This is a genomic window from Chryseobacterium sp. R2ACT005 (assembly GCF_049949215.1).
Taxonomy (GTDB): domain Bacteria; phylum Bacteroidota; class Bacteroidia; order Flavobacteriales; family Weeksellaceae; genus Chryseobacterium.
This window is the reverse complement of record NZ_CP188192.1, coordinates 4949643-4963820: the sequence shown is the minus strand read 5'-3', so window position 1 is coordinate 4963820 and position 14178 is coordinate 4949643. Positions and strand designations below refer to the sequence as shown.

Genomic DNA, 14178 nt, shown 5'->3' with positions numbered 1-14178 from the left:
AAGATTAAAATTCTAATTATATTTTTCCTCCCGCAGCCTTATAATATTCCAAAGCTTTTGGAAGATCCTTATTGATATCTGAAATTCTTGTTTCCGGATTTGGGTGGGTAGATAAGAATTCTGGTTGTCTTGCTCCTGTAGATGCCGCTTCCATTCTGTTCCAGAAAGGGATTGCCGCTCTTGGATCATATCCTGCCATAGACATCAGATAAAGCCCCATTTCATCAGCCTCTGACTCCTGACCTCTTCCGTATTTCAATAATGCCACCTGTGAACCGATAGGATATACCTTCTGGAAAACACTGGCCCATTGTGAATTTGAGATTGTTCCTCCCAGAATAGCCCCTCCGTACTGGGCTACCATTGCCTGAGAAATTCTTTCGTTTCCGTGGCCTGCCAGTGCGTGGGAAACCTCATGTCCCAATACTACTGCAAGTCCGTTATCATCTTTTGTAACCGGTAATATTCCGGTATAGACAGCTACTTTACCACCTGGCATACACCAGGCATTCAGTTCGCTGCTTTGCAGAAGATTAAATTCCCAGCTGTAGCTCGCAAGATCTGCTGATCTTCCTATGCTCTGATAATATCTTTCTGCAGCGCTTTTAATTCTGTTTCCTACATTTACCACTCTCTTTGCATCTGCCGTACCGGTAATCACCTTACCTTTAGACAATGTCGTCTTGTATTCCTGTGAAGACATTGTTAAAATTTCCGAGTTGTTGGCCAGCTGTAAAGACGATCTTCCAGTAATCGGGTTTGTAGTACAGGCAACAGCCGACAGAGCAATAGCTCCCATTCCTAATAGATGTGTAACTTTCATAGTTTGAGTGTTAATAATTCAACCTTAACAATTTTTATTCCAAAATATTTCAGAAAGAATATATTTGCATACATTTTGCTGTTTAAATTTAATAATTATCTCATTATGAAAAAGTATATTTCTTTACTGATGATTTTTGGATTCCTGTTCTTATTTCAGAGCTGTGCATCACAAGGCTCATTAGACTCAAAAACAGTGGATACTTTAGTAAGTTCTCAGGAGTTTACTTTCCATGCAGAAAGAGCCAATCCTACGAATTATGACGTTATCAATGTCATGAACTCAATGCCTAATGCTACTGCCACAAGAATACTGAACCTGAACGGAGATTATACCATTGATGTCAGTAAAAATACACTGGAAGTAGTGTTGCCATATTTCGGAAGATTATTCAACCCAACCTATGGAAACACTAGTGAAAATGGCTATAGATTTACTTCTAAAGATTTCACAGTCAATAAAACTCAGAATAAAAAAGGAAAATGGACTTTAAAGTTCAAGCCTAATGATGTAAGGAATGTGGAGGAAGTGAATATTGAAATTTTTAAAAACGGTAAAGCTTTCGTTTCTATGAGAAGTAACGACAGACAGCCGATTTCCTATGACGGATATGTTTCAAAAACTGAGGTAAAACAGGAAAAAGAGAAACCTTAATCCCTGTTTTTGTTCGATAAAAATTTTTCAACAAATAATTTTGCTTCAGTACTCGGATTGGAAACCATCGCTGAAGCATTTTTTTTGTGCATATGATAAGCTTCTTCTACCGCATCACTCTTTTTCATCAGGGATAAAATATATTCCTGAACCCAATATTCAAAGCGTTTCTCTGCCTGTTGAACACGGATTTCTTCAAAACGTCCGCTTTTCTTCTTCAGATCAATAAATTCAAAGATTGTATCATAAACTTCCTGTAATCCTTGGTTATGAAGAGCAGAGCCTAATAAAACCGGAATTTTCCAGCCTTTTTCTTTAGGAGGGATAAAGTCTAAAGCTCTTTTTAATTCCAGCCTTGTATTTTTTGCTTTCTGGAGATTGTCCTGATCTACTTTATTGATGAAAATAAGGTCTACCATTTCCATGATACCGCGTTTTATTCCCTGAAGTTCGTCTCCACCTCCAATGATTTTAAGGAATAAAAAAACATCAGTAATATCAGCAACAAGGACTTCTGACTGCCCTACTCCAACGGTTTCGATCAAAATATAATCGTATCCTGCTGATTCACAGATCATCATCGTTTCAAAAGTAGTATTGGCTACTCCGCCCAGAAAACCTGAGCTTGGGGAAGGACGTATGAACGCATTTTCTTCTTTTGCAAGTTCTTCCATCCTGGTTTTATCCCCTAAAATACTTCCTTTGTTGATCGCAGAACTGGGATCAATCGCCAAAACAGCCACTTTTTTACCCTGTGCAATAACCAACCGGCCGAAGTTTTCTATAAAAGTAGATTTTCCGGCTCCGGGAACGCCTGTTACTCCTACTCTCACAGAGTTTCCGGTAAAAGGCATAATCTTCTTCAGAAGGTCTTCTGCCTGTACCCTGTGTTCTGCTTTTTTACTTTCAACCAATGTAATAGCTTTTGCAATCAGGCGTTTGTTTCCTGACTGTATTCCTTCTATTAGCTCTTCTGTAGAAAATTTCATTGATTCAAAATTAATAATTAAAATGGGAATGATCAATAGCCGGCTCATAATGATGAGACAAAAGATTTAAAAATTGTCTTCATTCCGGATTATCGATTCTTCATGAATTCAATTTTTATTTCTTCTAAATTAAAACTATAACGCCCTGTATCAAAGGCTTAAGGAATTTATTACATTTGTTATATCTCAAAAAGAAGAAACATGAAAAAACTCATCGCTGCGGCTTCGTTTACTGCTATTTTGCTGGTTTCCTGTACGCCAAAAGCTGCTACATCCACTGCTACTGCAGGAACTTCAACGTCTACTGCGGAGCAGATTGCCCAAGGAAAAACAATTTTTGAAAACTCTTGTGGAAGATGTCATAAGTTACCTGATCCTGCTTCACACAATCCTGTACAATGGGTAGGAATCATGAATTCTATGGCTCCAAAGGCAAAACTAACGGATGAACAGCACCAATGGGTTTATGATTATATTGTTTCTGCGAAGAAGTAATCATCAAACAAAAATAGGATATGAAAAAATTCATCTTAACAGGTATTGCAGCATCAGCATTTCTGGTATCCTGCGGACCAAAAAGTGTGGCTGTAACAGGGCCGAAGTATACCTCATCTGAGCAGTTGACCCAAGGAAAAACCATTTTTGAAAATTCCTGTACAAAATGTCATAAGCTGCCAGAACCTGCCAAGCATGACGATAAGGGATGGATCAACACGTTAAGCAGAATGGCTCCAAAGGCTAAACTGACTGATGACCAGCATCAAATGGTGTATGACTATCTGATCTCTGTAAACAAAAAATAAGACTGCCTCAAAATTGTCATTCTGAACGAAATGGAATGGAGTAAAGAATCACTTATTATGATTACTAACAAGACTCTTCCTTCGTCAGAATGACAAAAGTCAAAAACAGATTATTCCGTCTTTTTTATAGTTCTTGTTCTGGTAACCTTTCCTTTAACCAGTTTTTCCCGGTCTTCAAGTATTTCAAGCGCAGCCCTGTTGTAAGCAAATTTTTTAGCTTCTTTCAGCGTTCCTAAAGCCTGTTTATACTCAAAGTTTCTTTCCTGCAGAAGAGACAGGCAATTCAGAATTTCTGACTTGTCAATTCCTTTCAGATTTAAAGCAAATGCTATCAATTTTTCTGCTTCATTATAATCTTCATTATTCAAAAGACATTCAATATAATATTTGGGAGTATTGACATTACCAATGTTACTCTGCATGGCTTCATCAAAGTACTTCTTTGCCGTTTCATAATCCTTCAGTTCTTCGGAATATACTCTTCCCATCAGACAAAGGCTGTCTGCATCTTCAGGTTCATAAGACAGAGCATAGTTCAGAGCATCCATACATTCGGAAAGATTGAATGGAAAATAATCTAATGCTTCAAAATAATATTTACTTTTAGTTAAGGTCATTTTTGTAGTTTTTGAGTTCATTTTTCAAGGCATTCCTTTGTTTTTTGAATGTCCTGTCTTCGTAATTCTTTTTAAAATCTGTTCCTGAAAATGTGCGAACCGGATTTCCACGTTCTATCTGCATCTGAAGAGACCAGGTGTCTTTCAGTTTTCTTTCCAGCTATTGTATATAAACTGCCATTACCTTTTCTTTTAATCTGATAACGGATAGTTTTTTATTTTCCAGCTGTGAACGGGAATCCTGCACAAAAACAGTTTCGTTAGTAGGAATATAAGTGGCACGAACGGCAGTATTTACTTTGTTTACATTTTGTCCTCCACTCCCTTGGCTTCTCGCGGTCTGAAACCGGATATCTTTTTCATTGAAATCAATCATTTTTACATCTTCCAGTTCAAAAATTCCGATAAACCAGTTGCTTCTTTTATGCAGTTTTCTGAAAGTACTTTTTCCTATCCAGCAAACGCTTCCCAGCCAGTTTTTTAAAAACAGGTTTACCTCTTTTCCTTTTAAAAGCAGGGTTACTGATTTTAATGTCAGGTTTTCATCACCGTTTTCACGATGAATGATTTCGTAATCTATTGTATTTTGTTTTGCCTCTTCAAGAAAGGTCTTCAGGACCTTGGCTGCAACCCATTGACATTCTAAAGGTCCTCTTCCTGAAGTGATCTGTATTAATTTTTCCATTTTATGTTGGCATTTTGCTTAATAAAGGGTGTCCAACAGGATCTATTCCCTTTTGTAATAAATCTTTTGCAGCCATTACTGCCCAGCATTTGTCGCTGGAGTGAATATTTCTGTAAAATGAAAGTAAAATATCAGGTTTCACAACGGTAAAACCATTGGCTTCGATGGTTTCAAGATCATCTCTTTCGAAGAAATCAATGGTAATTCTGTGAAACTTATCATTTTCCAATTCTACCGTTTTCTCATACCTACGAAAATTTTCTTCACTCGGCAGATGATCATATCGGGTCCAGACTTTCTGAAATCCTTCCTGCTGAAGAATGATAACGACTTCTGCGACATTTTCTTTCTTTACAAAAACATCAATATCCTTGTGGTCGTGAGCATGCTTGTATTCCATATGTCCTTTTTCTGACATAAAATGCCATGCCCAGCCACCTGAGATAATGATTTTATCTTTTAATATATTCAAAATTTCGAGTCCCCACCGGATTCTGAACTCCGGCCAGACTTCACCGTATCTTTTTATGTTATGTGGTGCTCCCATTTCTTTGTTTTTAAGTTAAAAGCTGAAGGTTTATAGCTGACAGTTCAGTATTTTCAACTGACAACTATAAACAATCAACCAAATTATCTGTCCATTCTCACAATTCTCGGTTGGAATGTTCCAAGGATGTCTACCAGTTCACTCTGTGCATTCATTACTTCATTGATGTCTTTGTAGGCCATTGGTGCTTCTTCTGCGTTTCCACCCATCAGTGTGACATTTTTAAGCTTTAATTCTTTTTTAATATCATGCTGAGTAAAAAGGCTTCTGCATTCTCCCCTTGAATGGGCTCTTCCCGCTCCATGAGATGCTGAGTTCAGGGATTCCGGATTTCCTTTTCCGCGAACGATAAATCCTTTCGCCGTCATGGATCCTGGAATCATTCCAAGCTCATTTTCATTGGCAGGTGTTGCTCCTTTGCGGTGAACAATCACTTCTTTGCCGTTATGGATTTCTTTCCATGCAAAGTTGTGATGATTTTCAATTCTGGCTTTTACTCTTCCACCGACTGCTTTTACCAGCCTTCTGTGAATATCATCATGACAGGCCGAAGCATAATCTCCGGCAAGATTCATTGCCGTCCAGTATTCCAATCCCAGGTGAGTATTAAGATCCAGCCAGGCGAAGTTTTGAGCTTCTTTAGGCAATGGACACTGTTCTGCAGCCACTCTTGAGTAATATTGAGCGATTTCTGCTCCGAGACCTCTTGAGCCACTGTGAGAAAGGATTCCCAGATATTTTCCTTTCGGCAGGCCAATCTGTTCGTCTTCTTCAGTGATTTCTACTTCTCCGAATTCTACAAAGTGATTTCCTCCGCCTGAGGATCCCATCTGTTTGATTGCTTTTCCCTTTAGTCTTCTTAAGATAGGGATCATATCGAATGTATCTCTTTCAAAAATCTCATGATCTATGTGAGATTTGTGCGTTTCATACATTCCGAATCTTGTATGCTCGGCAAGCGCTTTTTCATATTTGTCTCTTGCTCCTTCAAGATATGAAATGGGTGTATCCAGAATACTGAGGCTCATTCTGCATCCTATATCCATTCCTACTCCGTAAGGGATTACTGCATTTTCCACTGCCAGAACTCCTCCTATTGGAAGTCCGTACCCACTGTGGGCATCAGGCATTAATGCTCCCTGAGTAGAAACAGGCAGTTTCAAAGCTGTGTACAACTGATTTTTTGCCTCTTCTGAGATATTGTTACCAAAAATATGAAATGAAGCACGCTGTGAATTCAGCATTCTTTTTTCAGTTTTTTTGGATGAAAGCAGGGTTTCTGCGATTTGTCCGAAAGTGAGATCTTTTTCAAATTCTTCCGGATTCAGCAGGATTTCTTTTAAAAGAGCTTTTACATGGTGAATATTTTTTGTTGCAAAATTTCTTTTCATGACTTCCAATGCTACGTTTACGCTTTGGTTATTTGGATAGCCCAGTTTTAATATATCTTTTCCTTTTAGTTTTAAATTTCCCATTGTTTTTGTTTTAAATAACAGTTGGACTCATAAGTCCTGTAAGCTTTCTGCAATCTCTGTTGCAGACATAGTGCAGGTAATATATTTCCTGCTTTTGATAAGTGGAATATCTTCTCTTTTTCTTCTCCATGGATATGACCTGCCATAAATTTTTTTATGGATAATTCCTACAATTTTATGCTGTCCCAAATAATCTTCCAGCTCTGCACATTCTTTTTCCAATTCAAAGTCTACAGGTTTATAGTGGGTAATCATATTGGGTCTTATACGCAGGATAAATCTCCAGGGTTCAGTAAATTCGTAGTAAGGCACATAAGTCTTCCGGGCAGGACAATATTCTTCCTGTTTTAGAAAATACTGTCTTTCCCTTGGAGTAAGTCCCAGCTTTGGGTCATTCCAGGAATATGAAGAGATCTGTTTGAGCTTCTGTACTGTTTCTACATATATTCTTCGCCCGTATTTTCTTTTCTTTTTCAAAAACTGGCGGCTTTCTGAATACATGTACGTATTAATCTTCTTCAATATTCCTTCAAAGAATTCTCCGTCTTTGGATCTTAATACATCTTCCCTTACCGCAAAGAATCTTACAAATCCTCTTTGATAAGGTTTATCCAAAGGAATCCATGGGGTATTTCGTCTGATATCCCAAAGTTCATCACTACGTTGATATTTTTTTCTTATCTGCTTTTCTACATCTTTTCTAATTGTTCTTTTTCTGCTTCTCATGCTTCTCAGCCGGAAAAATAGAAGGTTATCATTTTCCATTAATTTTCGCTCAACTAAACAGTTAGTTGACTTAATATATATCATTTTTAACGGGAAAAGAAATAGATTCTTCCTCCGTCAGAATGACAAGATGAATGTTATGAACTAATGAGAAAGTTCTGCATATTGAGATTCCTTCTCTTCGTTCGAAATGACACTAAAAAAGATTTCGGGTAAACCTGGGAGTTTGAATATTGCGCAATAAAAAACCCGAAATCTCTACGACTTCGGGTTTTGATATTGTATTGTATTATTATTCTAAGAATGTACCAAACCGCGAAGCCTTACCACCATAAGTGGCAATCCAACTGTAGAATTCTGTTTTGTTTTGAACATTGCTTCGTCGCTTTTTAATTGGTTAAACTTTATTTTCAGGTGCAAATATATAAATTTTTCTGAGAATCAAAATATTTTTTTCACCTAAGGTGAATAATACTGAGAAAAATGGCGTCAATAACCTTTGTCATTCTCTTTGTATCTAGGGTTTCCAGAGTATCAGTGGGTTCGTGATAATTTTTATTTCTGAAAAAAGATGAATCAGTGATCATGAGTGCGGGAAAATCAAAATTCCAATAATTGAGATGATCGGAAAAATCTATTCCTGCTACAAATTTTGGAGCTGAGAAGGTTTCTGTTTTTATCTGCTCTGAACCTTTAAAATTGCTAATAAAGTTTTTTACAAACGGACCTGCCCCACTGAACTTTTTAGCTAAAGTAATAAAATCTCCTTTATCACCGTAAAACCATGAAAGGATCCCTAAAGGAAAGCTCTGTGATCCCTTTTCATCTCTGAAATATCCAATCATTTCTACACTGGCCATCCCATAGACATCGATCTTGTTGTCTTTTAAATATTTTGCATGAACATAGCTTCCCATGTTTTCAGTTCTGAAATAAGGGGGTTCTTCCAATGTGTAGGCTACAAGATCTACTCTGTACTTCAGCTTTTGTCCTTTAAGCATTCTTGCCAACTCCAAAAGAGCTGTAACTCCGGTTGCATTATCATCTGCACCCTGCTGGTCTCCACAAACATCGTAATGAGCTCCTATAATGATTCGTTTCTTGTTTTCAGTTCCAAAAGAAGAGATGACATTCTTATATATTTTTCCATCCACTTTATATTCCTGATAGGCGGTACTGTCACCATAGACATTAAAAGTCTGATGAATATAGTCTGCAACCGCATTCAGCTGGTCTATATTTTTATGGTTTCTAAACTGTGGCGTTTGGGTAAGTACTGTCAAATGCTTTTTAACCAAGGAAGTATCTGCAATGATCTTCGAGCTTTGTATGGATACATTTTTCTTCCCTGAAGCTAACAGGACAACGCCAGCGAGAAGAAATAAGCCTACGAGAAGAAACAGTTTTTTCCTCGTAGGCTTTATTATATTTTTCAGATTCATAGGTTGTGTTTTAATTTCAAGTTGAAATTAAAGCTTTTCTGTTTATTTTTCTAAAAATCTTTCTAAGATTTCCACTGCACATTTGGGAAGGTTGGTTCCAGGTCCGAAAATAAAATCTGCACCGTTGGCATAAAGGAATTCATAGTCCTGCTGAGGAATTACACCTCCTACAACGATAGTGATATCATCCGCACCTAATTTAGATAATTCTTCCACTACCTGCGGAACTAATGTTTTGTGTCCGGCAGCCAATGATGATACTCCTAAAATGTGAATATCATTTTCCACAGCCTGTTTAGCCACTTCTTCCGGTGTCTGAAACAACGGAGCTACATCCACATCAAATCCCATATCGGCAAATGCTGTGGCTACTACTTTTGCTCCTCTGTCATGACCGTCCTGTCCCATTTTGGCAACCATAAGCCTTGGGCGTCGTCCTTCTTCTTCTTCAAATTTCTGAGTCAGATGAAGGGCTTTTTCAAAGTATTCGTTTTTACCGGCATTCATTGCGTATACACCAGAGATTGTTTTAATATTTGCTTTATATCTTCCAAAAGTTTCTTCCATGGCATCGCTCATTTCGCCAAGGGTAACTCTTCTTCTTGCGGCTTCGATACATAATGCCAGAAGGTTTCCTTTTCCAGTTTTTGCGCTTTCACGAATTTCATTCAGGATCTGTTCTACAGCGTCAGTATTTCGTTCTGCTTTAATGGTATTCAGCCTTTCGATTTGCTTTCTGCGAACTTCTGTATTATCAATGTCTAATATTTCTATCTGATCCTGTTTTAATGAGGATTTGAATGAATTCACTCCAATAATGAATTCTTCCCCGCTATCGATCTTCGCTTGTTTTTTGGCTGCAGCTTCTTCAATTCTCATTTTGGGGATTCCGGCTTCGATAGCTTTGGTCATTCCTCCTTCCTGCTCTACCTCATCGATGTACCTCATTGCTTCTTCGATCATTTGCTGAGTAAGGCTTTCCACCAGGTTACTTCCTCCCATCGGATCTACCACATCACATATTCCGCTTTCCTGCTGAAGAATGATCTGCGTATTTCTTGCAATTTTTGCTGAGTAGTCTGTAGGAAGTGCAATGGCTTCATCCAGTGCATTAGTGTGGAGAGACTGTGTTCCTCCTAATGCTGAAGACAATGCTTCAATAGCTGTTCTTGTAATATTATTGAAAGGCTCCTGCTCTGTCAGAGACCATCCTGAAGTTTGGGAGTGGGTTCTTAATGCAAGAGATTTTGGGTTCTGAGGATTAAACTGTTTTAAAAGGGTTGCCCAGATATATCTTGCAGCACGCATTTTAGCAATTTCCATGAAATGATTCATGCCGATTGCCCAGAAGAAAGATAGTCTTGGGGCAAAATCGTCTACATTCATTCCTGCTTTGATCCCTGTTCTTACATATTCAAGACCGTCAGCCAGCGTATACGCCATTTCAAGTACCGGTGTGGCACCCGCTTCCTGCATATGGTATCCTGAAATAGAAATGGAGTTGAATTTTGGAATATTTTGCGAAGTATATTCAAAAATATCTGCGATAATCTTCATGGAAGGTGCCGGCGGATAGATGTAGGTATTTCTTACCATGAACTCCTTCAGAATATCATTTTGAATGGTTCCTGAAAGCAGTTCCTGTTTTACCCCTTGCTCTTCTGCAGCTACGATATAGAAAGACAAAATAGGAAGCACCGCCCCATTCATGGTCATGGATACTGAAATCTGATCCAGCGGAATTTCATTGAAAAGGATTTTCATATCTTCTATAGAGTCAATGGCAACTCCTGCTTTTCCAACGTCTCCTACTACTCTTGAGTGATCAGAATCATATCCTCTGTGCGTTGCCAAGTCAAATGCCACTGAAAGTCCTTTCTGACCTGCGGCAAGATTTCTTCTGTAAAAAGCGTTGGATTCTTCAGCAGTAGAGAACCCTGCATATTGACGAACCGTCCAAGGTTTCTGTACATACATCGTAGAATACGGTCCTCTCAGATAAGGAGCAATTCCTGGAGAAGTCTGCGTTAATGATTCATCTTTTACATCTTTTTTCTCATAAGATGATTTGAGTTCAAGCCCGTCTTTTTCAAAATTATAAATCTCTCTTTCCTGAGGTAATACATTAAAATCCGGTTTTTTCACAGAAATTGTCTTTCGCATTCCAATTATTTTTGTCTCCGTAAAGTTAATTTTTTTGAACGAAACATGAAACTTCTGTTAACGTTCTGTTTTACTTAAATTTAGCAAAAGAAAAAGGCCGGACAAATGCCCGGCCTTTCTTATTGTTATATCGTCTGCTTATTTTTTGATAAGCTTCGTATTGTAAGTGTTTTTGTCATCTTTTATCGTGATCACATACATTCCTTTGATTAATGAAGCAACATTAATTCTCTGTCCATCAATCTGACCTTCCTGAGCTAATCTTCCGTCAGCAGTATAGATTTTGTAATCCGCCTTACCTTTAAGGTTTTTCACTTCTACGAAAGTATCTGCAGGGTTCGGGTAAATTGAAATTTCAGTTGATTTTACATCTTTTGTTTCATTTACAGCAAGGGTTTCTGAAATTTTCACAGAGAAATCTTTGAATGAACCTTGTGAAATAACACCACCTCCCTGTACAGGAACTGACGGGCTACCGCACGGCCCTGTAGCAGCATTAAAGAAAGTATTTGCTACTCTCATTCTTAGGAGTTTGTCTCCAGCATAGGCAGTAGCAGGAACAGTAAATACCATAGTTCCTGTATATTGTCCATTTGCAGGAGGAACAGTAGTCTTAGTCCCTATTTTCTCTGAAGCTTCAAAAACTCCATTTCTGTTAAAGTCAATCCAAACTTCCATTTTGTCATTATAACCTGCTGTGTTACCAACATTGAAATAAGATAGTGTATATTGTGTTCCTTTAACTAAATTAACTTGTTTAGTTACATCTTCAGTAAAATCCTGATATGTACTGAAAATAGCTTTATATGTTAATTGAGAATAAGCCAGGTTAGCTAAGTTTAATTGAGCTAAACCACTGTTAAAGCTAAAGCTTGCAAAGCTATTTCCACCGGTTGTCATTAAACAATAGTCTGAACCAGTTCTTAACCCTTTTGTTTTGAATGCATAAGTAGAAGAGAATGTTCCTGGAACAGTGTTCACTACTGCAGCCACCTGAAACTCATAGTTAGTCTCATCTTCAAGAGAGTTCAACAATACAAAATTAGTAGTGCTGGTAGCATTTGTCCAGTTAGTCTCTCCCAATTTTCTATATTTAACAGCATAGGTAGCACCTGGAACACTATTCCATCCAATAGTAGCAGATGTTTTCAAAATCTCTGTAGCTATTGAGCCTACCCCTGTTGGAGCATCTGTAGTTGAAGTAGGAGCAGTTCCCACTATAATCTTAGGAGACACCGCGTAGAATACATTTCCAATGGCAGAAATTCTCAATTTAATCGGACCTGTTAAACCGGAAGGCATTTGAGCCGTATAGCTTCCCGTATTAGGGGTAGACGCAACAAGTTCCGTCCATGCTGATCCGTTAACAAGATCTGTTGTATATTCAATTTTTACATTAGCTGCATTATAAGGTGCCACATTGGTATTCGCTACATCCCATGAAATTGTATTAGTTGCATTATTGTATAATGTAGTATTATCAATAAGACCATTAAATTTGAAAGGCCCGTCATTGGTAACAGTTACCGTAGTTTCAGCAGATACCAGCATAGGTTTAGCAGCATTCTCATCTCTAACAGTTACTGCATATTTAAGTACTCTTGGAATATAAGAAACAGTTTCCCATTTAGTTTTATCAGTTAAAGATCCTCCCATTACTACAGGAAGACTTGGGAAGTATCTTCTTCCACTTGCTGTACCAAAATAAGATCTTGTTAAAGCTCCCTGAGCATTATATCCCCAACCGCTGTCTCCTGAGATAGAGTTGTAAGAATCCACACTATCATACTGTTCCCATGTATATTTAATAGGATCAGCATCTGTAGCTGAAGCATCCAAATAATATGCTGTTCCTTTTGGAATACTGTAAGCAGGAAGAGCTGAAATTACCGGAGCGGTATTTGTTGTAATATTTTCTGATGTTCCACATCCAGGTTTGCTGTCTAAACTATTAAGAACCTGGTTAATAGAAGAATAATGGAAATAAGCATCCGTAAAATCCTGAACATTATCTCCTGTAATTCCCGCATATCCCATAATAGTTGTTCCTCCTCCTGGTTCAATATTTACTCCTGAACCTTCTGAAACATGCGAGAAAGTATGGTTACCTCCCAGCTGATGTCCCATTTCATGAGCAACATAATCTATATCGAAAGAATCTCCTACCGGGTTTGTATTCTGTGTAAATGCAGATCCCTTTGCTAATGAAGTAGCTGTTGCAGGATCATTACATGTTGTTCCTATCCCTCCTGCATTACCGTTTCCTCCTGCAGCATTAAATACATGCCCCATATCGTAATTAGCATTTCCAACCAGGCTTGTTAAAGTTTGCTGAAGATTTAGATTTAAATTTCCAGTATAAGGGTCTGTTGTGGAATCAGTGAAAATAATATTCGGAAGATCCTGAATAATAAGCTTGATTGCAAAATCTTTCTGGAAAATACCGTTTACACGGGTCATCGTAGCATTCATCTGAGTAACCGTATTGACTGTTCCTCCAGACGGATCAAATTTCTTTGTATATTCTCCTGTAGTAGAAAGAGCTAATCTATACGTTCTGTATTTTGTACTTGCTGGTCTGTTTGTAATTCCTAGATTAGAAAGATTTTTTTTCCCGAAAGCTTCTAAAGACTTTATATCTTTTAAGCTTTTCTCTTCTGTAGTACATTCAAAGCCATGATCAGCATCTGTTCTTTTCGTTTTATAAAAAACTCCATACACCTGTTTGTCTGTAGTAATAGGTTCTATAAACTGGAATTTCCCGTCTTTTATAATCATTGACTGCATTTCAGTAGGTGCAGTACTGAATCTTACATATTTACCCGGATCATCAACCCCTACTCCTATATAAGATCCTAATTGATATCTGTCTGCCATAGATTTTTCCATAACAGGATCACTATATACCGCAAACTTTTCAATCTTTCCTTCCGCTGTAGGAAGAGATACAATAACAGCCTGAGCTCCTTTTCCTGTTTCTACAGCATCTTTTAAAATGTTCCTAAGCGACTGCAAATCAAATCTGTAAGAATACTGAACTTCTACTTCTTTTCTGATTTGTGATGTCCTTTGGGAGGCTGGTTCCCACCTCTGTGCATTAAAGCTGGATAACCCAGCAGCCAATGCACAAACTAGTAAAATTCTCTTTTTCATAATTACTTAATTAATTTAGAATTAATAAACTTTAAATATCCGGCATAAAAATAAGAATTATAAACACAACCACATAAAAAAAACAGTCAATTTTAAATAAA

Annotated in this window: 12 protein-coding genes and 1 pseudogene; 3 read left to right on the top strand and 10 right to left on the bottom strand. The window is 37.7% G+C overall.

The window, feature by feature from the left end; translation table 11 throughout:
- Positions 1-16 precede the first annotated feature (16 nt).
- Positions 17-823, bottom strand: coding sequence for a M48 family metallopeptidase (locus ACPF63_RS22790; RefSeq protein ID WP_047381756.1), 807 nt, complete (start codon positions 821-823; stop codon positions 17-19).
- Between the two features lie 105 nt (positions 824-928).
- Here ACPF63_RS22790 and ACPF63_RS22785 point away from each other — a divergent pair, with 105 nt between their 5' ends.
- A complete protein-coding gene (locus ACPF63_RS22785; RefSeq protein ID WP_426481425.1) occupies positions 929-1477 on the top strand; it encodes a DUF4251 domain-containing protein in 549 nt (182 codons plus the stop codon).
- Here ACPF63_RS22785 and meaB read toward each other — a convergent pair.
- Complete coding sequence (gene meaB, locus ACPF63_RS22780) at positions 1474-2466, bottom strand: methylmalonyl Co-A mutase-associated GTPase MeaB (RefSeq protein ID WP_426481424.1); 993 nt, start codon at positions 2464-2466, stop codon at positions 1474-1476. The genes ACPF63_RS22785 and meaB overlap by 4 nt on opposite strands.
- A 201-nt stretch (positions 2467-2667) precedes the next feature.
- On the opposite strand from meaB, the gene ACPF63_RS22775 reads away from it, so the two are divergent.
- Together ACPF63_RS22775 and ACPF63_RS22770 are read left to right on the top strand one after the other, a co-directional pair.
- Positions 2668-2961 (top strand): c-type cytochrome, encoded by a 294-nt coding sequence (locus tag ACPF63_RS22775; RefSeq protein ID WP_077419448.1) that lies wholly within the window; start codon positions 2668-2670, stop codon positions 2959-2961.
- Positions 2962-2981: 20 nt separating this feature from the next.
- On the top strand, positions 2982-3269 hold the full coding sequence (locus tag ACPF63_RS22770; RefSeq protein ID WP_426481423.1) for a cytochrome C: 288 nt from the start codon (positions 2982-2984) through the stop codon (positions 3267-3269).
- A gap of 110 nt (positions 3270-3379) precedes the next feature.
- Here ACPF63_RS22770 and ACPF63_RS22765 read toward each other — a convergent pair whose 3' ends face one another.
- The 8 genes and pseudogenes from ACPF63_RS22765 to ACPF63_RS22730 all read right to left on the bottom strand — a co-directional run bounded on the left by ACPF63_RS22765 (position 3380) and on the right by ACPF63_RS22730 (position 14077).
- A complete protein-coding gene (locus tag ACPF63_RS22765) occupies positions 3380-3886 on the bottom strand; it encodes a tetratricopeptide repeat protein (RefSeq protein WP_426481422.1) in 507 nt (168 codons plus the stop codon).
- Positions 3873-4571 (bottom strand): annotated as a pseudogene (gene prfH, locus ACPF63_RS22760) (peptide chain release factor H). Before prfH ends, ACPF63_RS22765 begins: the two are co-directional and overlap by 14 nt.
- A gap of 1 nt (position 4572) precedes the next feature.
- Positions 4573-5118, bottom strand: a complete 546-nt coding sequence (locus ACPF63_RS22755; RefSeq protein WP_426481421.1) for a hypothetical protein — start codon at positions 5116-5118, stop codon at positions 4573-4575.
- An 83-nt stretch (positions 5119-5201) separates the two neighbouring features.
- The gene (locus ACPF63_RS22750; RefSeq protein WP_426481420.1) at positions 5202-6593 is read right to left on the bottom strand and encodes an RtcB family protein; all 1392 of its coding nucleotides are present in this window, start codon (positions 6591-6593) and stop codon (positions 5202-5204) included.
- Between the two features lie 27 nt (positions 6594-6620).
- On the bottom strand, positions 6621-7358 hold the full coding sequence (locus tag ACPF63_RS22745; RefSeq protein ID WP_426481419.1) for a hypothetical protein: 738 nt from the start codon (positions 7356-7358) through the stop codon (positions 6621-6623).
- A 416-nt stretch (positions 7359-7774) separates the two neighbouring features.
- A complete protein-coding gene (locus ACPF63_RS22740) occupies positions 7775-8761 on the bottom strand; it encodes a M28 family peptidase (protein ID WP_219071919.1) in 987 nt (328 codons plus the stop codon).
- A gap of 42 nt (positions 8762-8803) precedes the next feature.
- The gene (gene scpA / locus ACPF63_RS22735; protein ID WP_426481418.1) at positions 8804-10924 is read right to left on the bottom strand and encodes a methylmalonyl-CoA mutase; all 2121 of its coding nucleotides are present in this window, start codon (positions 10922-10924) and stop codon (positions 8804-8806) included.
- A gap of 138 nt (positions 10925-11062) precedes the next feature.
- The gene (locus ACPF63_RS22730) at positions 11063-14077 is read right to left on the bottom strand and encodes a reprolysin-like metallopeptidase (protein WP_426481417.1); all 3015 of its coding nucleotides are present in this window, start codon (positions 14075-14077) and stop codon (positions 11063-11065) included.
- Between the last annotated feature and the right edge of the window lie 101 nt (positions 14078-14178).